This window comes from Snodgrassella alvi, from assembly GCF_002777745.1.
GTDB classification, from domain to species: domain Bacteria; phylum Pseudomonadota; class Gammaproteobacteria; order Burkholderiales; family Neisseriaceae; genus Snodgrassella; species Snodgrassella alvi_D.
This window is the reverse complement of sequence record NZ_MEIO01000048.1, coordinates 15019-40925: the sequence shown is the minus strand read 5'-3', so window position 1 is coordinate 40925 and position 25907 is coordinate 15019. Positions and strand designations below refer to the sequence as shown.

The 25907-nt window shown below is 43.3% G+C and carries 26 protein-coding genes; 20 read left to right on the top strand and 6 right to left on the bottom strand.

The annotated features are described in order from the left end of the window. Positions 1 to 85 precede the first annotated feature (85 nt). From BHC51_RS05500 to nagZ, 9 genes are all read left to right on the top strand, one after another. A complete protein-coding gene (locus tag BHC51_RS05500; RefSeq protein ID WP_257384775.1) occupies positions 86 to 1477 on the top strand; it encodes a TolC family protein in 1392 nt (463 codons plus the stop codon). A 561-nt stretch (positions 1478 to 2038) separates the two neighbouring features. Then, a complete protein-coding gene (dnaQ, locus tag BHC51_RS05495; RefSeq protein WP_100123287.1) occupies positions 2039 to 2779 on the top strand; it encodes a DNA polymerase III subunit epsilon in 741 nt (246 codons plus the stop codon). Next, positions 2776 to 3483, top strand: a complete 708-nt coding sequence (ispD, locus tag BHC51_RS05490) for a 2-C-methyl-D-erythritol 4-phosphate cytidylyltransferase (RefSeq protein WP_100123286.1) — start codon at positions 2776 to 2778, stop codon at positions 3481 to 3483. Before dnaQ ends, ispD begins: the two co-directional genes overlap by 4 nt. Continuing rightward, positions 3480 to 3962: a 2-C-methyl-D-erythritol 2,4-cyclodiphosphate synthase gene (gene ispF / locus BHC51_RS05485; protein WP_100100221.1), complete on the top strand. Its 483-nt coding sequence runs from the start codon at positions 3480 to 3482 to the stop codon at positions 3960 to 3962. Before ispD ends, ispF begins: the two co-directional genes overlap by 4 nt. Positions 3963 to 4043: 81 nt before the next feature. After that, complete coding sequence (gene rpiA, locus BHC51_RS05480; RefSeq protein ID WP_100100222.1) at positions 4044 to 4712, top strand: ribose-5-phosphate isomerase RpiA; 669 nt, start codon at positions 4044 to 4046, stop codon at positions 4710 to 4712. Between the two features lie 200 nt (positions 4713 to 4912). Continuing rightward, a complete protein-coding gene (locus tag BHC51_RS05475) occupies positions 4913 to 5551 on the top strand; it encodes a thermonuclease family protein (RefSeq protein ID WP_143558796.1) in 639 nt (212 codons plus the stop codon). A gap of 12 nt (positions 5552 to 5563) precedes the next feature. After that, positions 5564 to 6205, top strand: a complete 642-nt coding sequence (gene nth, locus BHC51_RS05470) for an endonuclease III (RefSeq protein WP_100100224.1) — start codon at positions 5564 to 5566, stop codon at positions 6203 to 6205. Between the two features lie 86 nt (positions 6206 to 6291). Further along, entirely contained in the window at positions 6292 to 7764 is a 1473-nt protein-coding gene (locus BHC51_RS05465; RefSeq protein WP_373885682.1) for a DegQ family serine endoprotease, read from the top strand. Positions 7765 to 7952: 188 nt separating this feature from the next. Further along, the gene (nagZ, locus tag BHC51_RS05460) at positions 7953 to 9050 is read left to right on the top strand and encodes a beta-N-acetylhexosaminidase (protein WP_257384774.1); all 1098 of its coding nucleotides are present in this window, start codon (positions 7953 to 7955) and stop codon (positions 9048 to 9050) included. A gap of 67 nt (positions 9051 to 9117) precedes the next feature. Here the strand turns inward: nagZ and adhP are convergent, their stop codons facing one another. Beyond that, on the bottom strand, positions 9118 to 10131 hold the full coding sequence (adhP, locus tag BHC51_RS05455) for an alcohol dehydrogenase AdhP (RefSeq protein WP_100100226.1): 1014 nt from the start codon (positions 10129 to 10131) through the stop codon (positions 9118 to 9120). Positions 10132 to 10726: 595 nt separating this feature from the next. Between adhP and truB the strand changes: the two genes are divergently transcribed. The 4 genes from truB (at position 10727) to BHC51_RS05435 (ending at position 12926) form a co-directional block, all read left to right on the top strand. Next, positions 10727 to 11650, top strand: a complete 924-nt coding sequence (truB, locus tag BHC51_RS05450) for a tRNA pseudouridine(55) synthase TruB (protein WP_100153563.1) — start codon at positions 10727 to 10729, stop codon at positions 11648 to 11650. A 92-nt stretch (positions 11651 to 11742) separates the two neighbouring features. Beyond that, positions 11743 to 12009, top strand: a complete 267-nt coding sequence (rpsO, locus tag BHC51_RS05445; protein ID WP_100090079.1) for a 30S ribosomal protein S15 — start codon at positions 11743 to 11745, stop codon at positions 12007 to 12009. 465 nt (positions 12010 to 12474) lie between these two features. After that, positions 12475 to 12699 (top strand): hypothetical protein, encoded by a 225-nt coding sequence (locus BHC51_RS05440; RefSeq protein WP_100123284.1) that lies wholly within the window; start codon positions 12475 to 12477, stop codon positions 12697 to 12699. 5 nt (positions 12700 to 12704) lie between these two features. Further along, positions 12705 to 12926, top strand: coding sequence for a hypothetical protein (locus tag BHC51_RS05435; RefSeq protein WP_143558795.1), 222 nt, complete (start codon positions 12705 to 12707; stop codon positions 12924 to 12926). Positions 12927 to 13153: 227 nt separating this feature from the next. Here the strand turns inward: BHC51_RS05435 and BHC51_RS12445 are convergent, their stop codons facing one another. The 3 genes from BHC51_RS12445 to BHC51_RS05425 form a co-directional block, all read right to left on the bottom strand. After that, positions 13154 to 13351 (bottom strand): hypothetical protein, encoded by a 198-nt coding sequence (locus BHC51_RS12445; RefSeq protein ID WP_143558794.1) that lies wholly within the window; start codon positions 13349 to 13351, stop codon positions 13154 to 13156. Positions 13352 to 13974: 623 nt separating this feature from the next. Continuing rightward, on the bottom strand, positions 13975 to 14139 hold the full coding sequence (locus tag BHC51_RS05430) for a RepB family plasmid replication initiator protein (protein ID WP_180296437.1): 165 nt from the start codon (positions 14137 to 14139) through the stop codon (positions 13975 to 13977). A 136-nt stretch (positions 14140 to 14275) separates the two neighbouring features. Next, positions 14276 to 14851: an acyl-CoA thioesterase gene (locus tag BHC51_RS05425; protein ID WP_100123281.1), complete on the bottom strand. Its 576-nt coding sequence runs from the start codon at positions 14849 to 14851 to the stop codon at positions 14276 to 14278. A gap of 429 nt (positions 14852 to 15280) precedes the next feature. Here BHC51_RS05425 and pnp point away from each other — a divergent pair, with 429 nt between their 5' ends. The 3 genes from pnp to mpl all read left to right on the top strand — a co-directional run bounded on the left by pnp (position 15281) and on the right by mpl (position 20158). Next, positions 15281 to 17404, top strand: coding sequence for a polyribonucleotide nucleotidyltransferase (pnp, locus tag BHC51_RS05420; protein WP_100123280.1), 2124 nt, complete (start codon positions 15281 to 15283; stop codon positions 17402 to 17404). Between the two features lie 693 nt (positions 17405 to 18097). Then, complete coding sequence (locus BHC51_RS05415; protein ID WP_100123279.1) at positions 18098 to 18514, top strand: PH domain-containing protein; 417 nt, start codon at positions 18098 to 18100, stop codon at positions 18512 to 18514. A 240-nt stretch (positions 18515 to 18754) separates the two neighbouring features. Next, complete coding sequence (mpl, locus tag BHC51_RS05410) at positions 18755 to 20158, top strand: UDP-N-acetylmuramate:L-alanyl-gamma-D-glutamyl-meso-diaminopimelate ligase (RefSeq protein WP_100153518.1); 1404 nt, start codon at positions 18755 to 18757, stop codon at positions 20156 to 20158. A 192-nt stretch (positions 20159 to 20350) separates the two neighbouring features. On the opposite strand, the gene BHC51_RS05405 is transcribed toward mpl, so the two are convergent. Beyond that, the gene (locus BHC51_RS05405; RefSeq protein WP_100123277.1) at positions 20351 to 20626 is read right to left on the bottom strand and encodes a hypothetical protein; all 276 of its coding nucleotides are present in this window, start codon (positions 20624 to 20626) and stop codon (positions 20351 to 20353) included. Positions 20627 to 20811: 185 nt separating this feature from the next. Here BHC51_RS05405 and BHC51_RS05400 point away from each other — a divergent pair, with 185 nt between their 5' ends. Beyond that, on the top strand, positions 20812 to 21489 hold the full coding sequence (locus BHC51_RS05400) for a S24 family peptidase (RefSeq protein WP_100100235.1): 678 nt from the start codon (positions 20812 to 20814) through the stop codon (positions 21487 to 21489). 162 nt (positions 21490 to 21651) lie between these two features. Here the strand turns inward: BHC51_RS05400 and clpX are convergent, their stop codons facing one another. Further along, positions 21652 to 22947 carry an ATP-dependent Clp protease ATP-binding subunit ClpX gene (gene clpX, locus BHC51_RS05395; RefSeq protein WP_100123276.1) on the bottom strand — a complete coding sequence of 432 codons (1296 nt, stop codon included), beginning with the start codon at positions 22945 to 22947 and terminating at the stop codon, positions 21652 to 21654. A gap of 415 nt (positions 22948 to 23362) precedes the next feature. Here clpX and BHC51_RS05390 point away from each other — a divergent pair, with 415 nt between their 5' ends. The 3 genes from BHC51_RS05390 (at position 23363) to BHC51_RS05380 (ending at position 25737) form a co-directional block, all read left to right on the top strand. Beyond that, on the top strand, positions 23363 to 24313 hold the full coding sequence (locus BHC51_RS05390) for a serine hydrolase (protein WP_100153517.1): 951 nt from the start codon (positions 23363 to 23365) through the stop codon (positions 24311 to 24313). A gap of 162 nt (positions 24314 to 24475) precedes the next feature. Next, entirely contained in the window at positions 24476 to 25228 is a 753-nt protein-coding gene (locus BHC51_RS05385; RefSeq protein ID WP_100153562.1) for an SDR family oxidoreductase, read from the top strand. Between the two features lie 11 nt (positions 25229 to 25239). Then, positions 25240 to 25737, top strand: coding sequence for a Fur family transcriptional regulator (locus tag BHC51_RS05380; protein WP_100123275.1), 498 nt, complete (start codon positions 25240 to 25242; stop codon positions 25735 to 25737). Positions 25738 to 25907 lie beyond the last annotated feature (170 nt).

Sequence of the window (25907 nt, the reverse complement as noted above, 5' to 3'; positions counted from 1 at the left end):
TTTAGCAGTTATGGGTATGGGAAGATGTTTGCGGTGATTGTATTTATCATCCCGGATTCGGTTGAAGCTGGAAGTTAAAGTAACCATGATGAAAAATATTTCTGTGAAAAGAAGCACTGCTGTGCTGGTGCTCAGTTTAAATGTATTGTTAGCTGCGTGTGCTACTCATACTTCCTATCCGCAGCAAAGCCTGCGTACAGCCGGAATGTTAAGTAGTGCAGAAATTGCAGCGCAATATCAGGTTAATCCAAACTGGTGGGAAATCTATCAGGATGCCACCCTGAATCAATTAATCAGCACAGCGCTTACCAATAATGCTGATTTACGTCAGGCGGCGTTAACCGCAGAAAAAGCGCGCTACAGTGCTCGGCTGACAGGTGTGGATTTATTACCTAAAGCCAACGGTTCACTTGGTGCCAGCAGCTCTAAAGATTTAAAGCAAGGTGGCATTTCCAGCCGCAACTTTACCGGACAGCTTGGCTTGAGCTATGAGCTGGATGTGTGGCAGAAAATCCGGGCGAATACCAATGCAGCCATCTGGCGTTATCAGGCCAGTGAACAGGATATGGCTGCAAGCCGATTGTCGCTGATTAACAGCGTAGTCGATAACTATTTCCATTTGGCTTATATTGATGGTGCTATCAGCCTGACAACAGACAGCATTGAGCAATACCGCCGGATTGCGCGTATTTCGCAGGCACAGTATCAGGTGGGTAAGATAAGCAGTATTAATGTCACCAATGCTGAACAATCGTTATTGAATGCTGAAAACAGTCTGAATTCACTGCAACAGAATCGGGTTGAAGTAGTGCAAAATCTGCATAATTTACTTAATCAACGTCCGAATGAGCAAGCAGATATTCGCCCAACACCACTAGATCAGATTCATTTTAGTGGGGTAAATCTCGATGTACCGTTGTCAGTACTGGCCAATCGCCCCGATTTACGTGCGGCAGAGTATCGTTTGCAGTCTGCTTATGCCAGTCAACAAGCTACGCGGAGAAATTGGTATCCGAGTATCAGCCTGAGCACTGCGGTTAATTCGCGTTCTGATACGGCAGCTTCAGCTTTGCGTTTTCCTGTTGGTACAGCGAGCGTCAATGTGAATCTGCCGTTTCTCGACTGGCAAACTCTGTACTGGCAGAATAAACAGGCCAAGGCGGACTTTGACAGTGCAAAATTAACTTTCGAACAATCGTTGACTACGGCACTCAATGAGGTGGAACGCTATTATCAGCAATATAAGCTTAGCCGCGCCTCTTTGACCAATACTGAGCAAAAATATCAATACGATTTGAAAAATAGCCGCTATTATTATGCACGTTATCAGTATGGTACTAATCCGCTCAGTGACTGGCTGGATGCCCTGAATACGCAATATTCTTCCGCACAAAATGTATTGAACAATCGTTATAACGTTTTGCAGAATGAAAATCTGATTTATCAGGCCATGGCTGGGCGTTATCAGCCGCAGTGATAACAGCCTCATTTGTTTGTTTATGTGCTGATATTTGTCTGCGCAAATGGTTGATTGATCATAATTTATATTTTTAAATCGCCAAACAAAAAAATCGCCCCTAAAACAAGGGGCGTAAAAAGGAACACAAACCACTACCAATAGTTAACTGCCATAATAAATTGTCGGAAAGGCAACAATTTATTTTTAAATCGATTTACATGTTCTGCAAATTCAACATGTTATATGTCAATATTTGTGTTGTTACGTGAGCATAAGTACATCATAAACAAATTAATTTATAATTGCAAATGATATTCATTATTATTTACTAAAATAATAGTAGTTAGTAATTATATATTTGATTTTATTAATGATAAAAATAGTAACAAGTTTGCAGGCAAGTGGTTCATATGACATTTATTTGGAGTATGTGCCGGTTTTACCTGCATATGCTGTTAAAAATGCAGGCTTAAAAGGGTAAATCTGCTGCCGACTGAATCAGCAGATATGCGCAGTCATAGATTTTTTAGTATTATCGTTGTTTTAAGTCTGCGGTGTTCAACCGCTTAAAGCATCAATATGCGTCAAATAATTCTTGATACTGAAACCACTGGCCTGTCAGCAAACAATGGCGACCGTTTAATTGAATTTGCCGGAGTGGAAATGATAGACCGGCGCCTTACTGGTAATAATCTGCATCTGTATATTAATCCTGAGCGTGATATCCCTGAAGAGGCAGTCGCTGTCCACGGGATTACGCTGGAAAAGCTGAACGAAATGAATGCACCGGTATTTGCCGACGTGGCGCAGCAAATTGCTGATTACATACGTGGCGCCGAACTGATTATTCATAATGCCTCGTTTGATGAAGGTTTTCTGGATATGGAGTTTAAACGTCTGGGAATGCCCAGAACGAAAACCATTACCAGCGATATCACTGATACCCTAAAAATGGCACGGGACAGATATCCGGGGCAGAAGAATTCGCTAGATGCTTTATGTACGCGTCTGGAGGTTGACCGTAGCAAACGTGTACTGCATGGTGCATTGATTGACTGTGAATTACTGGGTGAAGTTTATCTGGCTATGACACGCAGCCAGTTCAGTTTAGTGGATGAACTGATGGCCACCACTACTACCAGCAATAATCCGGCTGCCGGCGGCCAGTATCAGATTAAACATGCAGCACTGCCGGTAGTGACACCCAGTAGTGAAGAGCTGGCTGAGCATGAAAACTATTTGCAGGCGTTGGACAAAATTGCTGGTGCGCCTTGTGTCTGGCGGCAGTGGCAGCAAGATACCGAGGATAAATCCAAATGACCCGCCATGTAGCGTTGATTCCCGCCGCCGGTGTAGGAGCACGCTTTGGTGCAGCCTGTCCTAAACAGTATGTCAGCCTGATTGGTAAAACTGTTCTTGAGCATACTGTGTCGCGGCTGGTACAAATCAATGCAATTGATCTATTACTGATTGTGGTCTCTGAACAGGATGAATATATCGATACCATCTATCCGGCGGCAGAACTACCATCAAATGTGCATATTCTGCGTTGTGGTGGTACCACGCGTGCACAGACAGTGCGCAATGGCATTATGCATGCACAGCAGCAGTTTGACTTACAAGATAATGATTGGCTATTGGTACATGATGCTGCACGCTGCTGCGTGAGTGCTGACTCGGTACAGCGTCTGCTTGCGGCCGTACATAATCATGCCGTAGGCGGATTACTGGCGTTGCCGGTAGCCGATACCTTGAAGCAGGCTGATACAGCGCAGCATGTCTGCTGTACGGTGAGCCGTGATGGCTTATGGCAGGCGCAAACACCACAAATGTTCCGTGCCGGTATTCTGGCCAGAGCACTGGCACAGGTGGATCTGGATGTGATAACTGATGAATCGTCCGCGGTGGAAGCACTCGGTCTGTCACCGTTGCTGGTGCTGGGCGATATACGTAACTTGAAATTAACCAGTGCACAGGATGCTTTATTAGCCACCTATTTTTTACAACAGGAAACCGTTGAATGAATTCGATAAGAGTCGGGCAGGGCTATGATGTGCATCAGCTCGTAGCCGGCAGGCCACTGTTACTGGGCGGGGTGAATATTCCCTTTGATAAGGGCTTGCTTGGCCATTCTGATGCCGATGCCCTCTTGCACGCCATTACCGATGCATTGCTGGGTGCAGCGGCTTTAGGCGACATCGGTAAACTTTATCCAGATACGGCAGCTACGAATAAAGACGCAGACAGCCGTGAGCTGTTGCGTGGTGCATATGCTGCTGTACAGGCTGCTGGCTGGCGGGTGGTCAATGTCGATAGTACGGTGATTGCTCAGCAGCCAAAATTGCGTCCTTATATAGACCAGATGCGAATGCACATTGCTTCCGATCTGAATCTGCCCCTTGAAGCGGTGAATATTAAGGGGAAAACCAATGAGAAATTAGGTTATCTGGGACGGGAAGAAGCTATTGAAGCTCAGGCTATTGTCTTACTGACAGCAGTTTAATCTGGTATGCGCTTGAGCTATAATTTTTATGCAGATAAATATTGTCTGAATATTGAACAGAGTAAAGAAGGAGCAGTAAGTATGAAAGCACAAGATGCGCTGAAGCGTCAGGCCGCTGAAAAAGCAGTGGAATATGTACAGGAAAATGAATATTTGGGGATTGGTACTGGTTCGACTGTACGTTTCTTTATTGAAGCTCTGGCGCAAAGCAGGAAAAGAATCAAAGGTGCGGTTTCTACTTCTGTTCAGACCAGTGAGGCTCTGAAAAACTTTGGTATTCCAGAAGTAACTTTGAATGAAGTTAATGGTTTACCGTTATATATCGATGGTGCTGATGAAATTAATCATTTATTGCAGATGATTAAAGGTGGTGGTGGCGCATTATTAAATGAAAAGATTGTAGCCAGTGCTGCTGAAAAATTCATTTGTATTGCCGATGAAAGCAAGTATACCAGTCGTCTTGGTCATTTCCCGTTGCCAGTAGAAGTCATTCCAAATGCACGCTCACTGGTCGCACGCAGATTATTGAAGCTGGGTGGTGAGCCAGAATTACGTTTGGGCTTTACCACCGATAATGGTAATCAGATTCTGGATGTAGCCAATCTGAATCTGAACGAACCGATTAAAATGGAAGACGCAATTAACGCTATACCTGGTGTGGTAGAGAATGGCTTGTTTACCCATCATGCAGCTGATTTGCTGGTGTTAGGTTGCAGCAGTGGCGTTCAGGTATTAACAGCTAAAGTTTAAATTCGCTGCGATAGCAGTATGTAACAACATTTTGAATTAATAACTATGTGGCCAGTTGCCTTAAAAGGGGGACTGGCTGCTGCTGTTTAAAACACCTGTCATGTTGCCAGCATATTCGGCAGCAACTGGTGGCCGCCTGTTGAGCTGGCAGAATATACTCAGAACATGGTTTCTGATAAATGTAAAAGAGGTGAGAAATTTTGACAAAATGGCGTAAACTTTTGGTATGGATAGCGATTATTCTGACAGTAGCTAAAGTCTGGTTACCGGACAGTATGATTGCACCATTAGAAAAATGGGTGCATAAAGCCGATAGTATTGTGCGTTCTGTGCAGGACATTTTCAATGGCAGACCGGCAGGTACAGGTAACAGGGGAAAGAAATGGGCGGTAGCCAGTAAAGGACATTATTCTGGCAGCATTGATAGCGTACATGACGGCGATACAGTACATGTCAGGGACAAGGATGGACACATGCATAAAGTGCGTCTGGCTAATATAGATGCACCGGAAATCAAACAAGCCTACGGAGTGGCCAGTCGTGACGCTTTAAAGGCACGCATTGAAGGCAAGCCGGTGGATGTCAATGTGGTTGCCATCGACCAGTATCAGCGCGAAGTTGGCCAAATTATGCTGAATAATGTGGATATCAATTTATGGATGGTACAACAGGGTCATGCCTGGCATTACAATTCTATTGCTAAAAAACAGCAAGATCGCCTTGGTTTTAGCCGTTATCAGGATGCTCAGCTTAAGGCGCGCCAAAACCGTCTCGGTTTGTGGCACAATGCCCGAGCAATTGCACCCTGGCAGTTTCGTCAGCAACAGAAAAACAGATAATAGTCGAATTTCATGAATGCACATAAACGCAAGGAAATTTTTGTTCGTTTGCAGGCCGCTTGTCCGCATCCGACCACAGAGCTGATATACCACTCACCATTTGAGTTATTAATTGCAGTTATGCTCTCGGCACAGGCTACTGATGTATCCGTAAATAAATGTACCGTGCACCTGTTTCAATTGGCACCAACAGCAGAAGCTATGCTGGCCTTGGGCATGGATAAAGTCATGGATTGCATTCGTACCATTGGCTTGTACAAAACCAAAGCCAAACATGTGCTGGAAACCTGCCAGATACTGGTGCAGCAGTATGATGGTGAAGTGCCGCAAACCAGGGAGCAACTGGAGGCTTTACCCGGTGTAGGACGAAAAACAGCCAATGTGGTACTGAATACAGCATTTGGTCAGCCAACAATTGCTGTTGATACCCATATTTTCCGAGTATGTAACCGTACTGGCCTTGCACCGGGCAAAACCGTGCGTGAGGTTGAGGATAAATTAATGCAGGTGGTACCCAAACAATTCAGGGTAGATGCGCACCACTGGCTGATTTTACATGGACGTTACATATGTAAAGCGCGTAAACCCGTGTGCGAGCATTGTTTGATTAACGATTTGTGCGAATATCCGGCAAAGATAATTTTAACTGTGTAATTGTGTAATTTAACGCCTCTTTTCGCTACAATATTATTGATAACCGCTTGTGTAAGAAAACAAACAAGATAGGGATGTTGATGCGGATAAATCGCAAATATGTGTTGACTATAATTATGTCAATGTTATTAGTAGCTGCTGGTTGTGACCGGCTAGAACACTGGTTTGGCACAGAAAGCCCCAATCAGCGTTTTGTGAAGGAAATACCTGCCGGCACTGATGGCAACAATAATCGGGTAGCCATGCTATTGCCTGATTTTACCCAGCTCGTTGACCAGCAGGGTCCGGCCGTAGTGAATATTCAGGCAACACGTGATAACCGCAATATTGATGGTGACAGTGAAGTTAGCTCGGATGCTCTGCCTGATAATGATCCATTTTATGAGTACTTCAGGCATCTTTTACCGAATGTACCGCAAACACCGCAGGCAAATGATGATGAATACAATTTCGGTTCAGGTTTCATCATCAGTAAAGATGGCTATATCCTTACCAACACCCATGTTGTCAATGGCATGAACAACATCAAGGTATTACTGAATGATAAACGTGAATTTCAGGCCAAACTGATCGGTGCTGATACTCAGTCTGATGTTGCATTATTAAAAATCAGTGCCACTGAATTACCCGTAGTGGAGCCGGGTAATCCAAAAGATTTAAAAGTGGGGGAATGGGTAGCAGCAATCGGCGCACCGTTTGGTTTTGATAATACCGTGACTGCGGGCATTGTCTCTGCCAAAGGGCGCAGTCTGCCGGAAGAAAATTACACTCCGTTTATTCAGACTGATGTCGCCATCAATCCGGGAAATTCGGGTGGTCCACTGTTTAATCTGAAAGGGCAGGTAATCGGGATTAACTCACAGATATACAGTCGCAGTGGCGGATTTATGGGTATTTCCTTTGCCATTCCGATTGATGTGGCCATGAATGTTGCTGAACAATTGAAAATGACAGGTAAAGTACAGCGCGGTCGTCTGGGCGTAGTCATTCAGGAGGTTAACTATAATCTGGCAAAATCTTTTGGTTTAGATAAAGCTCATGGTGCACTGATTACTCAGGTGATTGCCGGCGGGCCAGCAGCCAAGGCCGGCTTGTTAACAGGCGATATTGTGGAAAGTATAAACGGTGAAAAACTAGATAGTTCTAGTGATTTACCGGTCAAAGTTGGTCTGCTGCAACCGGGTAAACAAATTATTCTGGGTATCTGGCGCAAAGGCAAAAAAGAGGAAATCAAAGTCATACTGGATGATATGTCGCCGGCCATCAATAATTCACCCAGTACAGCCAGTGCCGTTATGCCAACTGACGGTATCAATTTTACTGAACAGCACCTTGGTCTGAGCTTGCGGGTAACAACAAAAGGGCTGGTGATAGAAGAAGTCAGAGGACTGGCTGCACAAGTGGATTTACGCCGTGGTGATATCATCGTGGCTGTTGGGCAAAAACTGGTGCATGATGAAAATGATTTCGAGCAGGCGGTAGAAGCCAGTGGTAAAAGCGTACCACTGTTAATCAGACGTGCCAGTAACACACTATTTATTGCCCTGATACTGCCATGATATATAGCATATACAGATAGTAAGATTGCAATCAATTATTGCTGATTTGATTGTTTAGGTTTAATCAGGCAGATAATAATGCACACTTTAATGCAGTTTTTCTGTACACAATTGCTTAATTATGGTGAGAAATCGACTTTCAATCTGGCTAGACAGTTAATTCATTTAATATTTTCTGGAATAAATCTATGTTGTCAGCACAACCCAAAGCATTAGCTCGTGGCCCAATTATGGCTGATGTAGCAGAGTTTCATCTCAGTGTCGCAGAACGTGAACGTTTATGCCATCCAGCAATTGGTGGAGTAATTCTATTTCGGCGCAATTATCAATCCCGCGCACAACTGACCAAGCTGGTTGCAGAAATTAAAGTGCTACGAACCCCTGAATTGATAGTGGCTGTTGATCATGAAGGTGGAAGAGTACAACGCTTTATCCCAGAATTTACCCGTTTACCGGCAATGCATACATTGGGACAGTGCTGGGAACAGCATGGTGCAGCAATGGCCGATAAAATGGCTGAAACAGTAGGCTGGGTACTGGCTACTGAATTACGTGCATGCGGTATAGATTTGTCATTCACACCTGTGCTCGATTTGGACTGGGGAGAATGTGCTGTTATCGGAAATCGCAGTTTTCATCAGCAGCCAGCCGTAGTCAGCGCTCTGGCAACTGCCGTGCAGCGTGGTTTGGCACGTGGCGGCATGGCTTGCTGTGGTAAGCATTTCCCCGGACACGGTGCTGCCAGTGGCGACAGCCATCTGACTTTACCTGAGGATAAACGCAGCTGGGAAGAATTATGGGCTGATGATATTCAGCCATTCAATGATTTGATTCATCATGGCATGCCGGCACTAATGCCGGCACATGTTGTATATCCGAAAATTGACCCAACCGAACCGGCCGGATTTTCCACTATTTGGCTGGAAGAAGTTCTGCGCGATAAAATGCAGTTTGATGGCGTGATTTTTTCTGATGACCTGACAATGGAAGGTGCCAGTAGCGCCGGCAATATTAAACAGCGTGCAGCGCATGCATTTGCCGCTGGTTGTGATATTGCACTGGTATGCAACAAGCCAGACTGGGTAGATAACTTACTGGACGGTTTTGTCTGGCCGAATACCAGCCGGCTGGCACAGCGCTGGCAAATGATTGCAGGCCACGGTACAGCAGCACAATACGCTGCCAGTATGCAAACGCCTGAATTTCAGGCAGCACAGCAGTTGGTAGCCAGCCTTGCTTCTGCTCAGGATACTTTTAATGGTGTACAGGTAGGGGAAGCCTGTTAATGACCATATTTCCTATTAACAAAAAAGCCATAGTCAAACTATGGCTTTTTTGCTGATTAGCTAAAAATCAGGCATTTTTGAAATCAATTACCATACGACCAGTGAATTTGCCGGCAGTCATTTCATCAAAAATATCATTGATGTCTTCCAGAGGACGCAAGGTTACTTTTGGTACCACTTTACCTTCCGCACCAAACTGGAATGCTTCACGCAAATCTTCACGTGTACCTACCAGAGAGCCAACCACCTCAATACCATCCAGCACCAAACGTGGAATATTCAGATCCATAGTATCTACCGGCAACGCTACAGCAACAATACGTCCTCCGGCGCGTACAGAAGCTACAGCAGAATTAAATGCTGATTTGGCTACCGCAGTAACAACGGCTGCATAAGCGCCGCCCACTTTTTCCTGAATGATTTCTTCTACTTTTTCTTTGGCAGGATTCAGAGTCATATCTGCACCCATTTCCCGTGCCAGCTCCAGTTGCTTATCATTTACATCAATGGCAATCACTTTAGCATTGAAGACATTTTTGGCATATTGTAAAGCCAGATTACCCAGACCACCCAAACCGTAAATTGCAATCCACTGGCCAGGCTGAATATGAGATACCTTGATAGCCTTGTAAGTAGTTACACCAGCACAGGTAATGCTGCTGGCAGCCTCAGAACTCAAACCATCCGGTACTTTAACAGCATAATCTGCAACCACAATACATTCTTCTGCCATACCACCATCTACGGTATAACCGGCATTTTTAACTTCACGGCAGAATGTCTCACGGCCACTATTACAGTATTCACAATGGCCGCAGCCTTCAAAGAACCAAGCAACACTGGCACGGTCGCCTACTTTTAAAGAAGTAACATCTTCACCTACAGCAGTAACCACCCCGATACCTTCATGTCCCAGAGTGACACCAGTAACATCACCAAAATCTGCATTTTTAACATGCAAATCAGTATGGCAAACCCCGCAACATTCCATTTTCAGTAATGCTTCATTGGCTTTCAGCGGACGTACAGCTTTGTCCTGAATGGCTACTTTTTTGTCTTTTGTTACTACGGCTGCTTTCATAATGAACCCTTTTCATCAGTAAAGATAGAAATGTTTGGCCTGTTTATTTCTGTTATCAGACAGTCAGACCAGTACAACAAAAATCAATCACCGGAAAGAATCAATACCAGTGTAAACATCATCCTGAATGAAAATGACAAATAATTCTTTTAACAATGTGAATATTTTCATCACGCAGGCTAATTGTCGCTTAAGTCAGGATTGAGTGTAATTATATCTGGCAGTAATTCTGACAGATATATCAGTACAGTACCAGCAGTAAAACTTAAATAATTGTAACTCTAAACTAAGCATTTGCGTAAGACTTAATTTTTGCCAGATACAATATATGCACAAGAATTTATAATAAATTTTAATTATTCATTTCAGATTGAATTAGTATCAATGTAAAAAATCAACTAATATGGCCTAGAGCCAGCATAACAGAAAGCGTATTAAAGTTAAGAAAACAAATTAATATGCAAAATTAGCCTGCTTTAGCGTAAGAAGCTTATATCATATTAGCCAGCAAAGTCCTAACGACATAGCTATGGGTTAAAGCATGTTATTATGCGCACGCTTAATTACTCTGAAACCGGATTACATCAGAATCATTATGAATAACCAGATTAGCCGGCGCAAACGCGCCCTTAATGGAGTGCTGCTGCTGGACAAAGACAGCGGTATGAGTAGTAACAGCGCATTACAGCGAGCACGGTTTTTATATGGTGCTGCCAAGGCCGGACACACCGGCGTACTCGACCCGCTGGCTACTGGTCTGTTGCCAGTGTGTTTTGGTGAAGCCACCAAATTTGCCCAGTATTTACTGGATGCCGACAAAGCTTACATAGCCACATTACATCTTGGAGTGGCCACCAGTACCGGCGATGCAGAGGGTGAAATTGTGGCCACAGCTGATACCAGTATCACAATGGCACAAGTAGAGGCAGCAATCGCAGCTTTCAGCGGTGAAATTACCCAAACCCCGCCCATGTACTCAGCCATCAAACATCAGGGTAAACCCCTGTACGAGTATGCTCGAGCCGGCATCACCATCGAACGTAAAAGCCGGCAGGTAACTATCTACCAGATCGATATTTTGGAATTTGCCTTTCCTAAACTGGTAATAAATGTGCGTTGCAGTAAAGGAACCTATATCCGTACACTGGCCGAAGATATGGCCAAACACATGGGTACACTAGCGTATCTCACTGCCTTACGGCGTACAGCAACAGCCGGTTTTATGATCGGAAAAACACACACACTGGCAGCCATTAACAGTGAGGATGAAACTGCCCGCGATAACTGGCTCTTACCCTGTGATGTACTGGTACAACATTTTCCGGCAGTTACCCTCACCGACAAAGATATTTTACAGTTACAACACGGTGTAGCCGTGCATTGTGAGCAAAATTATGGCACAATATCTCCCTTGCGTATTTATGCTGCCAATGGGCGCTTTATCGGACTGGTGCAATATCAGGCTGCCAGCAGGCGTTTGAAAGTATTACGTCTGATGAATACCGCTTCTGCAAGTTAAATACGTATTGGAGTTGGTAGTTGTTAATCACAACATGATTAGCTTGGCCAACTTGTCTGCCGCAAGGCTTTTTTTTTGTAAGAGTGAATTACATGTTATCTGTTGAACAAAAAGCACAAATCGTTAAAGATTATCAGCGTACTGAAGGAGACACAGGTTCTTCTGAAGTACAAATCGCGTTGTTAACTTTCCGTATTAATGACCTGACTGGCCACTTCAAAGCCAACCCAAAAGATCACCACAGCCGTCGTGGTCTGTTGAAAATGGTAAGTGCCCGTCGTCGTTTGCTGGCATATATCCGTCGCACCAAACCGGATACCTATCGCGAACTGATTGGCCGTCTGGGTCTGCGTAAATAAGCATATCCCGTTTGACCAAAAAAGCCGTCTTTTTAAAGACGGCTTTTTTTATACCTTATCGTACCTTACTACTTTGAGCGAGCAACAGTGGTAATTGACCGAAGCATAGACAGCCTTCGGAATGCCTATAACAAGCTTAAAACAACGGTAGAGAATAGGTTGAGCGTGCGACAGAGTACTTGACCAGAAGAAAACTAAAAGGGTTGCGATTGCGCCGAGTAATGATAAGGATGATGACGAACCAAGTATGTAACAAAATTGAAACAAAATAAACTTTAACATATTGATTTATATTTTAATTAGATTTGCTATAAATTTACTTATCTTCTAGTAAACAGGAGGAATTTTGATGTTAAAGCGTTTAATTTCTTTATCAATACTGGTAGCTTTAAGTAACTGGTAGCTTTAAGTATATCAGCAGTAACTGCTACCGCGGCTGACCAAAAGCATTCTAGTGTAGCTAGTATGTTGAGTAGTAAGAAACAGAATCAAAAACAAGATAATGAAGGATTGCTGCGTTTTTCAGCAAGTCAGCTTAAACGGTGCAGCCAGCAATATAATCGCTGTACTGAAGGCCTTATTCCTAATATAGGGTTTCATCAGTGTTATGCGGCCTATACGTGTTGTCTTGGTTCTGATAGTGGAGGTATTTTTGACTTACCTGGCGAGGCGGTGAATCATCATTGGTAATGGATATGGACAAATCAGAATTTTCTCATGAGCAACTAGTTGAGATTAACCAGAGAGCTAATGAATTAGGTAAGGCTCTTGATCAATTTGCTCTTGATCTACGACATAAATATCATTTTTACCCTGATCTAACTGTTCATGCATGTGGAACAGCTTTAGGTAATATGATTAACATAAATATGCTTGTCTATAATTTGTGTCCTGAATTAGCACCACCTTATTTATAAGGTACTGATTATTCCGTTGTTGTTGAAAGGATCAAACAAGAAAAACAAGAGTTTGATAATGAGATAGCGCGATATGAACAGGAACAAGCTGCAAAATCTTTGTGAAATTAAATAAAGCCCCAAACGGGGCTTTATTTGTTTAGCTTACAGTCTATGACTTAATCGCGCTTCAGTATGTACCATAAAATTTAATAGCTCGCTTATGATTCAGACAGCTTGTAATTGTTCTAGCGTCCCTGTTTCAAGCCACATTTTATCTTCTGCCAGAAAGAGCAGGCAGCGGCATAAGCACTACAACTAATACCTTGCAAGCTATAAGACAACTCACAAATCGCCTGGTGAATATCATGGCTTAATTGTGTACTGTCTGTTTCAGGTATGGAAATGTCGACAAGATTCAGAATTTTTCTTTTGTATGAGTACATTAAAATGTTTCCTTATGTTAGTTGAATCTCACTAACCTTAGCGCCGCTAAACGCTTGGGAATAGGCAGGGTTAGCGGTAACCGCCACATAAGGAGGACGGCGAATCACAAAGGCTTCTCCTACCCACTCATGACAGATTCCACCGCAATTAAAATGGTTTGACTGTCATTGCCTGATAAAGTGTGGCAGCCATGTCCAGACTGAATGCTGTCGGATTATCAACCAGCTTTTTAGCAATTTCAGCCCTGATATGGCTGTTTGCTTCATCACTCAGTCCAGATTTAGCATTTGTGACGTTGGTACATCTTTTCGTATGAGTGCCCCTGATGCTAAAGCTTTACCGATTTGACCAGAGGAATACTGGCATTGTCTTCAGAATAATGTAGGAAGCCGCTGACTTCCTTCTGCCATTGCTTGCCAGTCTTGTCGTGATATATCGTGCCAACTGGAACATTTTCCCAGTCAATTGCTGCTCGTTATTCACTGGCTTGGTTAGCTTGTTTCTGTTCTTCAATCAATAATCAAGCGATTTTGTTTTGCCACTTGGTTTTGTATGGTTCTGGCTTTACGCTTTGCTTTAGCTTCATCGGCCAATGCTTTGGCTTCCTGTTTTTGGTTAAATCTTAGCTGTATCTAGCATTTTTGCGCTTACATTTTCTAAATGAAATATCAATATTAAAATCAATATTGGTATTGATTTGTTCAACTGCTGGAGCAATTACGAATCTTTTAAGGCTACTAATTTCTTTGTATTTGTCACCAATAGCTAAAAAATTCTCTAAAGTCATTAATTTCAAATCCATACTGGCGATTGTGCAATAACACCAGACAGGGATATGGTGATAAGTAGAGCAAATAGCCTTGAATCAAGGCTGAAAAATCAATACTACACACCGGCAGAAGAGAAATGCAAACAAATCTGCATTATTCTATTTCATTATACAAATCAGCATTTAGCCGTGCATTCTGAGTCTGACACCAGTCCAGATGCTCTTTATTCAAATGGAAAGCTTTAACCTGAAAATCTTTCAGACTTTCCTGTTGTTCCATTTTACGCGTATATGAGCGTACAAAACGGCGTACTTCATTGGGTGTTTCCAGAATCAGGCCGGGTACAGTTTGCGGCTTGCCGGTAGCAGAATCAATTGCCACCATCGTGAAATAGCTGGAATTACTGTGGCGTATTTCTCCGGTAAGCAGATTTTCTGCTTCCACACGGATACCAATCATCATGGATGATGTCCCCACATAATTTACCCGCGCTTTAATGGATACCAGATCACCAACATAAATCGGTGTACGGAAATTAACTGTATTAATAGACGCAGTCACCGTTACAGCACGGGCATGTTTGCAGGCACACGCATAGGCCGCCTGATCCATCAGAGCCAGAATACGCCCGCCGAAAATAGTGTTATTGGCATTAGTATCTTCTGGATGCATCACCACTGATAACAAAACATCACTGTCAGTTGGTTTCTTATATAAAAGTTCAGACATAGATTGTTCCACATTGATACCGGTACAGCCAGATCCGGTTAAATCAATTTGATTTACATAGAAAAATTTATTCTACCATAGATAAACAACCAGCTTTAATATCTCTAGATAATTACCAGAAATGATTTCAATGTCTAATGGAATATTGATATTTTAGCCATAAAAAAGACTGCAAAGACATAAATTAAATAACTAGATTCCAACAGGCTGTCATTGCGCTTGCGATAAGGTAAAAAATATATGTTAGAATTTGACCATAACACAAAATGTATTTGTGGGTGCTACAAACACGTATAAACCTCATTTAATAATCATTTTGCAAATTTCGCCCAGCCAGAAACCCTACCTATGTATGTGTGTAGGTACGTATACATTGTTAGGTTTTTTAGCAGGTGCGGCTTTTGTAAAATACAAAACAGAAAGTCCAGTATGTTTAATAAACATGTGAAAACATTCCAGTACGGTAACCAGACAGTAACACTAGAAACCGGTGAAATTGCCCGTCAGGCAGCCGGTGCAGTGAAAATCTCAATGGGCGACACCGTAGTACTGGTGGCAGTCACTGCTGCTAAAGAAGTAAAACCCGGGCAGGATTTTTTCCCGCTTACAGTGGATTATCTCGAACGAACCTATGCAGCCGGTAAAATCCCGGGTGGTTTTTTCAAACGGGAAGGCAAACAGAGCGAAAAAGAAATTCTTACCAGCCGCCTGATTGACCGTCCGATTCGTCCTTTATTTCCGGAAGGCTTCTTTAACGATATCCAGATTGTAGCTATGGTAGTATCAGTTGACCCGGAAATAGATTCAGACATTCCGGCCATGCTGGGCGCCTCAGCCGCATTATTGCTCACAGGTGTGCCTTTTGCAGGCCCGATTGGTGCAGCCCGCGTTGGTTACGTAAATGGCGAATATGTACTGAATCCGACTAAAGCCCAGCTAACCCAGTCACAACTGGATCTGGTTGTTGCCGGTACTGAAAAAGCAGTCCTGATGGTAGAATCTGAAGCAGATGTATTGTCAGAAGAAACCATGCTCGGCGCAGTAGTATTCGGACATGAACAAATGCAGGCCGCCATCCGCGCCATTAATGAATTTGCTGACGAAGTGAATCCAGAAGTATGGGACTGGCAGGCACCGGTTGCAGACCAAACTCTGATGGACAAAGTGCGCGAGCTAGCTGGAGCGACCATCGATGCAGCATTTAAAATCAAACAGAAACAGGCACGTACAGCCAAGCTTGATGAAGCGTGGGCAGCCGTAGAAGCAGCCCTGATTACCGAAGAAACCGATACATTACTGGCCAACCAGATTCGCGGTATTTTCAAAGATCTGGAAAAAGAAGTTGTTCGTGGCCAGATTCTTGATGGTCAGCCACGTATTGATGGTCGCGATACTCGCACCGTACGCCCGATTAATATCCAAACCGGCGTATTGCCACGTACTCATGGCTCAGCATTATTTACCCGTGGTGAAACCCAGTCACTGGCTACCGCTACTTTAGGTACCCAGCGTGATGAGCAAATTATTGATGCACTGAGCGGCGAATATACCGATCGCTTTATGCTGCACTACAACTTCCCGCCTTATTCAACTGGTGAAGTAGGCCGTATGGGTGCACCAAAACGGCGTGAAATCGGCCATGGCCGACTGGCAAAACGCGCATTACTGGCTGTTCTGCCTGAGGTGGAAGACTTCAGCTATACCATGCGCGTAGTATCAGAAATTACCGAGTCCAACGGTTCTTCTTCCATGGCCAGCGTGTGTGCCGGTTGTTTGAGTCTGCTGAATGCTGGTGTACCCCTGAAAAGCCATGTTGCCGGTATCGCCATGGGCTTGATACTGGACGGCAATAAATTTGCTGTTCTGACTGATATTCTAGGTGATGAAGATCACCTGGGCGATATGGACTTCAAAGTAGCAGGTACCACCACCGGTGTGACAGCCCTGCAAATGGACATCAAAATTCAAGGTATTACCAAAGAAATCATGCAGATTGCTTTGGCTCAGGCCAAAGAAGCACGCCTGAAAATCCTCAGCCAGATGCAGGATGCCGTAGAAGGGCCACAGGAGTTATCAGCCCATGCACCGCGTTTATTTACCATGAAAATCCATCAGGACAAAATTCGCGATGTCATTGGTAAAGGCGGCGAAACCATCCGTGCACTAACTGCCGAAACCGGCACCGAAATTAATATTGCCGAAGATGGCACCATTACCATTGCTGCCAGCACCAGCGAAGCAGGTGAAGCGGCCAAACGCCGTATTGAAGAAATCACCGCAGAAGTGGAAGTAGGCAAAGTATATGAAGGTACAGTTATCAAGATTCTGGATAATAATGTTGGTGCGATTGTATCAGTAATACCCGGTAAGGATGGTCTGGTGCACATTAGCCAGATTTCACACGAGCGCGTAAAAAATGTCAGCGATTATCTACAGATAGGACAACAAGTAAAAGTTAAAGCCCTAGAAATCGACGATCGCGGCCGCGTGCGTTTATCTATCAAAGCGCTGCTGGAAAAAGCACCACAGGAACAAAAACCGGCTGAAAATTGATTTTTAGTGTTCATCCTTCAAGCTGCCTTACATACAAGGCAGCTTTTTCTTTTGTCTGACAGCTATTTTCACTTTTCCAAAGCCAGGCCAGAGATACACACATCTAAACTTACCCGGCTACCATAGTGCCAGAAAATTCAAATGCTGATTACAGGCATTTATATGACCTGAATATCACCATCTATAAGTTGACTAGCCCGCTGAATGTATCAAATCTAATCTCATTACAAATTATTGCCTAAAAATTAAGCAGTGGAATTTAATTTATAGATAACAATAATCTAAATTACTTATCCACAGTTTATGTGCAATACCATCCCAGTAATGACAGGAATAATGTGTATTTATCCAGCGTATCGCACCTGTTGATAACATAGCCGACAAAAGAAGATAAAAAATACTACCTAAAACGTCATAGTTGTGGATAAACCAAACCATCAATATTGGTTGCGACATAACAGTCACAGCAAGGAGTACTTTATACCATTGAAATATATACTCAACCTGCTAAAAACATAAATCTACAACACATCAGCAATAATTGATTATTTCTAACTCGTTATACAAATCAGTCATATCAACTAATATGAAAAATATATGTTAACAAATTTTTAACTAATTCATACAAAATCTATGCTTATCAGATTATAATGTTTATCCTGAATATGATTCTATTAACACAAGGTGGTTTACATGAGTAATGGCTTAAAGTTGGAACACATCAAAACCTATTTTGAACAACATCAATTACCTTCTTTTGACAGTTCATCAGTGCTTTATGGCATGATTAATGCAAAAGCGTGGCAATATATACTATTTTCGGGATTAGCTACATTATGTATCAAACATCTGCTTATCTATTTCAATGCAGAAAAAATAATCCTAATAGGTTTATCGCTAAGCGCAGATTTAACCGATTCCATAACCGTTATCCCAATGACAAAAATTACTGATTTGAGCTTTAAGAAGGGCATTATCAGAGGAGAGTTAACATTTACGTATGAGCAAAACAAATACTCTATTAAAGTACCAAACTTTATTGTTACAGCAAAATGGCAAAAAGGTAATCTGAAAAATATTTTAGAACGCTATATCATCAGATACTCATAATAATAAAATTTAATCATACCAAGCATAAGCAGAATCTATTCACAGAATAGCTAAATTATGATTATTAACTGCATATCATCATAAAAAAATGACAATAATCAAATTGCCCACGCTTAAAATAAGCTTATTTCCAATAAAATCCGTTTTCACAATAGTACAATATACGGAAAATAAAAAACATACATGTAGTAACCATAAGTACAGTCTATAATGCAGGTTTTTACCGCGTAGAGACAGAAAATGCAGCATATCCACATCATTGGCATCGGCGGAACATTTATGGGAGGAGTTGCCGCCATTGCCAAACAGGCCGGCTACCGTGTCACCGGTTGTGATGCCAGAATGTATCCGCCCATGAGCACACAGTTGGCTGATTTAGGCATTGATGTGGTAGAAGGATTTGAAGCTGAGCAGTTGGAAAACTATCCTGCCGACGTCTACGTAATTGGCAATGTTGCCCGCCGCGGAATGCCCGTGGTTGAAGCCATTCTCAATCGTAATCTGCCGTATACTTCCGGACCACAATGGTTGGCAGAAAACATATTGCAACAACACTGGGTATTGGCGGTGGCCGGTACTCATGGCAAGACTACCACAGCAAGCATGCTGGCATGGGTGCTTGAAGATGCAGGTCTGGCACCGGGATTTCTGATTGGCGGTGTACCACAGAATTTTGCTGTATCAGCGCGCTTGCCACAAATACCTCTGGCAGACCAGTCCGCAAGCGCATCGGAAAGCAGCCCTTTTTTTGTTATTGAGGCCGATGAATACGATACCGCTTTTTTTGATAAACGCAGTAAATTTGTACACTATCGCCCCCGTACGGCAATTCTGAACAACCTAGAATATGATCATGCGGATATTTTTCCCAATCTGGCTGCAATCCAAACCCAGTTTCACCATTTAATCCGTACCATTCCGGGCGACGGTCTGATTGTTGTCAATGAAAAGTCTGAAGCATTGGCCGAAGTCTTACAACAGGGCTGCTGGTCTGCGGTAGAAGGCTTTGGTTCCAGCAAAGACTGGCAAGTAGGCGAAGTCTCTGATACTGGCGGCTTCGATGTGCTATATCAGCAACAGAAAGTAGGCCATATTGAATGGAAACTACTGGGGCAGCATAACCGTATGAATGCGCTGGCAGTCATTGCGGCAGCCCGCCATGTAGGTGTTTCCGTACAGCAATCATGTGCGGCACTAGCTCGTTTTGAAAATGTCAAACGGCGCATGGAAATCAAAGGTATCGTCAATAATATCACTGTTTATGATGATTTTGCCCATCATCCCACAGCCATAGCCACCACCATTGCCGGTTTACGCCAGAAAGTAAATGCTGCACGCATTCTGGCCGTATTAGAGCCACGATCTAATACCATGAAACTGGGTACCATGAAAGCTGCACTGCCAGCCAGTTTGACAGAGGCTGATAAAGTATATTGTTATGCTGGCGGTGTTGACTGGGATGTCACTGCTGCGCTGAGTCCGTTACAAGATAAAGCAGCAGTTTTTCATGATATGCAGGCACTGATTGAGGCCATCACTGGCGAAGCGCAACAGGGAGATCATATTCTGGTGATGAGTAATGGCGGCTTTGGTGGTATTCATCAGCAGCTTTTAGCAAAGCTAACCTGGAAAGCCGCAGATTAATTGCAGTAAATCTGAATTCTAGCGCAGTTTCCCCGGATACTGATTTACCCCTCTAAAGCCAGATTGATCTATTATTATGGTCAATCTGGCTTTTATACAAATTTGGCTTAGTGCCAGCCTCGTATATCTCTGCATGCAAAAACAGATCTGTAGCTGTATATAATATTTCCATAACAAAAGAATAAAAAATATTTAGGAAGATTCATAAACCATAGCCCTTACTAGCTCAGTATGGTTCATTTTTCCATATGTATTAATCCAGTCTTGCGCTGCCTCTTGCTGGTCACAGCTTTTGGCTACCCGTATCTGAGCAGAACTCATCTCAGTATAGATTAATTGCGCTAGATGATGGCAATCTGGCATCAGTGTATTCGAGGTTAAGGGTGCAGTGGCACTGGCTGGTGCAAAATAAAAATTTCCCAGTAGCACCAGTAAAGCCATTAACCCAGATACACTCAATAATTTCATAATCCACTCCAAAAAATTAGATAAATCTAATAAATTATTTATTTTTTATTATAATAATTAGAAAAAAATAAACATTCAAGAGAATTTTTTCTTAAATATATAATTACTATTCATTTTTCTAAGAATCAAGTATAATAAAAATTAATTAACTGACGATATTTCTAATAAATTGCTGGAGTTTGTGTATGCAAACATTTAAGGATCGTCTGGCTTCATTATGGCCGGGTGAGCGCCAATCCAAAATTGCCACAGACATTGATATGACTATGGCCGGATTCAGCCGTATCTGGCATGAAGGTGGTTTACCCAAGGCAGAAACCCTGAAGCGTATCAAAGAATTAAAAGGATGCAGTATCGATTGGCTGCTCACCGGAGAAGGAGAGCCTTTTCCTGAACAGCCTGTTCAGTCTGCCCATGATACACTGGGCAATCCGGTAAATGCAGATGACTTCGTTTACGTACCGCGGTATGCGATTGAAGCTGCGGCCGGACATGGCAGTCTGGTTGCCAATGAGAAGCCAATGTTTACAATGGCGTTTCGCAAAGACTGGATTAATTCAATGATTAGTCCTGAAGTCAGTGGCTTATCAGTTATTTCAGTTAAAGGCGATTCAATGGAAGGTGTGCTCAATGACGGGGATACCATTCTGGTGCAGCAAATGAATCATATTCGCCGTGATGGCTTATATGTACTCCGTATCAACGACAATTTGCTGGTAAAACGCCTACAGCTAATGCCGGGTAATGTAGTCAATGTAATTTCTGCCAACGATGCCTATCCGAGCTTTGAAATCCGGCTGGATAGCGAAAGCGATGATGTGCAGATTATTGGCAAAGTTTTGTGGTTTGGCCGATACCTATAAATATCGATAATTTCAACTCTGGCTTGAAATATTTGCCAGATAAAGCGATATCACAGTACCGCATCCATTGTAGTTTAATCGGCATCACATTTACCTCAACAAATAAAAAACCGGCTGAAATTTTAAAATTCCAGCCGGTTTTTTATTCATACAGACAAAATTTCAGCTTGCTGCTTCAGCTTTATAAGCACTGCCATCAGCCAGTAACCATTCCGGTTCTGCACCTTTGTCAATCACATCCTGATTGACCACAACCTTTTTCACATCAGTTAAATCAGGCAGCGCATACATAGTATTCAGCAAAGCTTTTTCCACAATTGAGCGCAAACCACGGGCACCAGTTTTACGTGCCATAGCCAACTTAGCAATAGCACGCAATGCAGAGGGCTGAACCTGTAACTCCACACCCTCCATCGCAAACAAAGCCTGAAACTGCTTAATCAATGCATTTTTAGGTTCGGTAAGAATATTGATAAGAGCATCTTCATCCAGTTCTGTTAGCGTGGCAATTACCGGCAAACGACCAATCAGCTCAGGAATCAAACCGAATTTAATCAAGTCTTCCGGCTCTACCGTTTGAAACAGCTCGCTTATATTAGTATTTTCATCTTTACTGTGTACCGCCGCACCAAAGCCAATACCGCCTTTTTCAGTACGCTGGCGGATAACCTTTTCCAGACCGGCAAAAGCACCACCACAGATAAACAGAATATTAGTAGTATCTACATTAATGAATTCTTGATTAGGATGTTTACGGCCACCCTGAGGCGGTACAGAAGCAATAGTACCTTCTACCAGCTTAAGCAAAGCCTGCTGCACACCTTCACCCGATACATCACGCGTAATCGAAGGATTATCACTCTTACGCGAAATCTTATCGATTTCATCAATATACACAATGCCTCTTTGAGCTTTCTGTACATCAAAATCGCATTTACCCAGTAATTTAGTGATAATCTGCTCAACATCTTCACCTACATAACCTGCTTCAGTGAGTGTTGTAGCATCAGCCATAACAAACGGCACATCCAATTTGCGCGCCAGAGTCTGAGCCAGCAAAGTTTTACCGGAACCAGTAGGCCCGATCAGCAGGATATTGGATTTAGACAGTTCTACCTGACCTTCCTCCTTGCCAAAACGCAAGCGTTTGTAATGATTGTATACAGCTACGGCCAGCGATTTTTTTGCCGTTTCCTGCCCAATCACATACTGATCGAGATTGGCAACAATTTCTGCTGGTGTAGGTAGTTTATCCTGACTGGTATCAGCATCCGGACCGGCAGAAGCAGCAGCTGCTGACATGCCTTTTTCTGTAGAGGAACCACCCGGATTATGTAGCATTTCATTGCATGTATCTACGCACTCATTACAGATTAATGCGTTTTCACCTTCAATCAAATTTTTAACTTCGTTTTCAGGTTTCCCGCAAAACGAACAATAACGAATTTCTTTACTCATAAACAGGATTTCATCGAGAAAATAGAGCTTATAATTGAGAGCCTGACAGGATACAGAATGAACCACCGTAACCAAACTCAGCCAAAAAATGAGTATATAGTGTTATTAGCCTGATATCAAACTGAATGCTATTGTAGTTTTAGTAACTACAGCAATCAGTTTAGCAATGAAAATCTGGTTAAAATATCGTTTATAAACAGCTTTTATCCACCCGGACGGCTAATGAAAGTACCGGCCGTGATTAAAATTGTCTTATAATTGGATACAGAAATAGATTTTTTGAATTAAATATTTGGACGTTAACAACTTCTATTAATCGCAGGCAACAGAACTATCTGTTCCGATCTTACGTTCAGTATGAGCATCTTAATTGAGAATTAAATTACCCTGATTCAGGGTCAAAAAGGAAGTTATCATGTCACGTTTATCTTGTCTGCGTCGCTGGCAGTGGGTAAGCCTGTTAAGTAGTAGTCTATTTTTTGCCGTCCCCGCTTTTGCTAACGATCTGGACGTTCTCGGTCAGTTTATCGAACAAAAGCAGATGGATAGTCAGCCTGATACCCTCAGCTCATTTATCACCAATCATCCAGATGCCAATCTGGAAACCCGTGCCCAGATTGCCGGTCCTTTATTAAGCTCGCAATCCGCACTGATCATGAACAATCAAACCGGTGAAATCCTGTACCAGAAAAACATCAATCAGGTACGTTCTATTGCATCCATTTCCAAGCTGGTTTCAGCAATGGTAGTGCTGGATGCCAACCAGAATATGAATGAACCCATTACCATCACCAATGCGGAAATTGACCGGCTGAAAAATTCAACCAGCCGCCTGTCCATTGGTACCGTAATGACACGGCGTGAACTGTTGCATATCGGATTAATGAGTAGTGAGAACAGAGCAATCCACGCCTTGGCACGTACCTATCCGGGCGGTATGCCGGCATTTGTAGAAGCCATGAACCATAAAGTTGCCGAGTTGGGTATGACCAATGCACGCTTTTATGAACCAACTGGTCTGGATCCGCGTAATCAGGCCACAGCACGTGATCTGGCTTTACTGGTACGCGGTGCCAGCCAGTATCCGCTTATCCGACAATTTTCAACCGATAATTCCGGTACGGTATACACCAGCAATGGCCGCATAGAGCAGTACCACAATTCCAATGCACTGATACGCGAAGGCGCATGGCCGATTGCCCTGCAAAAAACCGGCTATATCCGTGAAGCCGGCCGTTCCATGGTACTTCTGACCAGTGTACAGAATCAGCCAGTAACCATCGTCCTGCTGAATTCTCCCAGTTCCACTACCCGGGTTAGTGATGCCCGAGCACTGCGTTCATGGGCTATGCAGCAATCTCTGTAAGTACTGGTCTGTAATTAACCACCCCGTTAGCATTAACGGGGTTTATATTATATAGCTGATTAAACCAGCTACTTACTTTAATAGAAAATCTGCCGGAACGTGCTAAGATTAGTAGCTGGAAGACAAACATAATCTGGCGAATAACACAGAAGGATGCTGAATATGGCAATATTGATTACAGGCGCTTCTGCCGGTTTTGGTGCGGAAATGTGTCGAGTACTGGTTCATGCCGGCTATAAAGTTATCGGCGCGGCACGGCGGCTGGATAAACTGCACCATTTACAGGCAGAGCTGGGCGCAGCCTTCTTACCGTTACAAATGGATGTGGCCGACAAAAGCAGTGTCGATAGCGCCTTGGCTTCTTTACAGAGTACTTGGGCGGATATTGATTTACTGGTGAATAATGCAGGGCTGGCACTGGGTATGGAACCGGCTCAGGAAGCAAACTTTGCCGACTGGGAAACCATGATTCACACCAATATCCTTGGCTTAACCTATGTAACACGGCAGATACTGCCGCGCATGATAGCCAAAAATACAGGTTATATCATTAATCTGGGCTCTACTGCCGGTTCATGGCCGTATAAAGGTGGCAATGTTTATGGAGCCACCAAAGCTTTTGTACGCCAGTTCAGCTTAAATTTGCGTACCGATCTGGCTGGCACCCGCATTCGTGTCACCAATATTGCACCCGGCCTGTGTGGCGATACTGAATTTTCCAATGTGCGCTTTCGCGGAGACGACAAACAGGCCGCAGCCGTATATGAAAATATCAGCTATCTGCAACCCGCAGATATCGCCAATACCGTATTATGGCTGTATCAGACTCCTGCCCATATGAATGTTAACCATATCGAAATCATGCCAGTATCGCAAACTTTTGCCGGCCTGAGTGTAACCCGTGATCTGGCATAAGGCTTGCAGGCATGAGTAATACAGCATGGCAAACCAAAGCTGAAGATAAAGCACGTATCATGGCACAGTGCGCAGAGCAGGGCGTAACCGTTACCCAGCTACGTGCTCAGGTGCTGGATATTGTCTTAAACATGAACGGCGTGATTAAAGCCTATCAGGTACTGGCACATATGCAGCAGCACAGCAGCAGCATCGTAGCCCCGCCCACCGCCTATCGGGCACTGGATTTCTGGGCAGAGCAGGGCGTATTGCATAAAATACCGGCTGTTAACGGCTATATACTCTGCCGTCACGTACAGCATGAATGTGACAGCCATTGTCAGGAAGACAACATACATCACAGCGATTTTGTACTGGTGTGTAACCAGTGTGGCGCCGTAGATGAACAAAGCCTGAGCTCTGAATGGGCAGCATTGCGCCGGCGCGCGGCCGATAACGGCTTTATGCTCAATGATGAACATATCGTACTTACCGGCATCTGCCAGCAATGCCAGCAGCGCCTGTCGTAAAATATCTGATTAGTTTAAAGAATGATTCTGGATATCAGCTTTTCAATTAAGCACAATATCCAGAATTTCTCTGCAACTGATATTTAGTATCAATAAATTATTATATTGAATTACTCACCCCAATCTAAACTGCAATCTTTGTCTTAATCCACATTAAAGATGCAACCAAA

What these genes read in the sequence shown, in the direction of transcription:
- BHC51_RS05500 (WP_257384775.1), top strand. Translation starts at nt 86, where the DNA reads ATGATGAAAAATATTTCTGTGAAAAGAAGCACTGCTGTGCTGGTGCTC.
- dnaQ (WP_100123287.1), top strand. Translation starts at nt 2,039, where the DNA reads ATGCGTCAAATAATTCTTGATACTGAAACCACTGGCCTGTCAGCAAAC.
- ispD (WP_100123286.1), top strand. Translation starts at nt 2,776, where the DNA reads ATGACCCGCCATGTAGCGTTGATTCCCGCCGCCGGTGTAGGAGCACGC.
- ispF (WP_100100221.1), top strand. Translation starts at nt 3,480, where the DNA reads ATGAATTCGATAAGAGTCGGGCAGGGCTATGATGTGCATCAGCTCGTA.
- rpiA (WP_100100222.1), top strand. Translation starts at nt 4,044, where the DNA reads ATGAAAGCACAAGATGCGCTGAAGCGTCAGGCCGCTGAAAAAGCAGTG.
- nth (WP_100100224.1), top strand. Translation starts at nt 5,564, where the DNA reads ATGAATGCACATAAACGCAAGGAAATTTTTGTTCGTTTGCAGGCCGCT.
- nagZ (WP_257384774.1), top strand. Translation starts at nt 7,953, where the DNA reads ATGTTGTCAGCACAACCCAAAGCATTAGCTCGTGGCCCAATTATGGCT.
- adhP (WP_100100226.1), bottom strand. Translation starts at nt 10,131, where the DNA reads ATGAAAGCAGCCGTAGTAACAAAAGACAAAAAAGTAGCCATTCAGGAC.
- truB (WP_100153563.1), top strand. Translation starts at nt 10,727, where the DNA reads ATGAATAACCAGATTAGCCGGCGCAAACGCGCCCTTAATGGAGTGCTG.
- rpsO (WP_100090079.1), top strand. Translation starts at nt 11,743, where the DNA reads ATGTTATCTGTTGAACAAAAAGCACAAATCGTTAAAGATTATCAGCGT.
- BHC51_RS05440 (WP_100123284.1), top strand. Translation starts at nt 12,475, where the DNA reads ATGTTGAGTAGTAAGAAACAGAATCAAAAACAAGATAATGAAGGATTG.
- BHC51_RS05435 (WP_143558795.1), top strand. Translation starts at nt 12,705, where the DNA reads ATGGACAAATCAGAATTTTCTCATGAGCAACTAGTTGAGATTAACCAG.
- BHC51_RS12445 (WP_143558794.1), bottom strand. Translation starts at nt 13,351, where the DNA reads ATGTACTCATACAAAAGAAAAATTCTGAATCTTGTCGACATTTCCATA.
- BHC51_RS05430 (WP_180296437.1), bottom strand. Translation starts at nt 14,139, where the DNA reads ATGACTTTAGAGAATTTTTTAGCTATTGGTGACAAATACAAAGAAATT.
- BHC51_RS05425 (WP_100123281.1), bottom strand. Translation starts at nt 14,851, where the DNA reads ATGTCTGAACTTTTATATAAGAAACCAACTGACAGTGATGTTTTGTTA.
- pnp (WP_100123280.1), top strand. Translation starts at nt 15,281, where the DNA reads ATGTTTAATAAACATGTGAAAACATTCCAGTACGGTAACCAGACAGTA.
- BHC51_RS05415 (WP_100123279.1), top strand. Translation starts at nt 18,098, where the DNA reads ATGAGTAATGGCTTAAAGTTGGAACACATCAAAACCTATTTTGAACAA.
- mpl (WP_100153518.1), top strand. Translation starts at nt 18,755, where the DNA reads ATGCAGCATATCCACATCATTGGCATCGGCGGAACATTTATGGGAGGA.
- BHC51_RS05405 (WP_100123277.1), bottom strand. Translation starts at nt 20,626, where the DNA reads ATGAAATTATTGAGTGTATCTGGGTTAATGGCTTTACTGGTGCTACTG.
- BHC51_RS05400 (WP_100100235.1), top strand. Translation starts at nt 20,812, where the DNA reads ATGCAAACATTTAAGGATCGTCTGGCTTCATTATGGCCGGGTGAGCGC.
- clpX (WP_100123276.1), bottom strand. Translation starts at nt 22,947, where the DNA reads ATGAGTAAAGAAATTCGTTATTGTTCGTTTTGCGGGAAACCTGAAAAC.
- BHC51_RS05390 (WP_100153517.1), top strand. Translation starts at nt 23,363, where the DNA reads ATGTCACGTTTATCTTGTCTGCGTCGCTGGCAGTGGGTAAGCCTGTTA.
- BHC51_RS05385 (WP_100153562.1), top strand. Translation starts at nt 24,476, where the DNA reads ATGGCAATATTGATTACAGGCGCTTCTGCCGGTTTTGGTGCGGAAATG.
- BHC51_RS05380 (WP_100123275.1), top strand. Translation starts at nt 25,240, where the DNA reads ATGAGTAATACAGCATGGCAAACCAAAGCTGAAGATAAAGCACGTATC.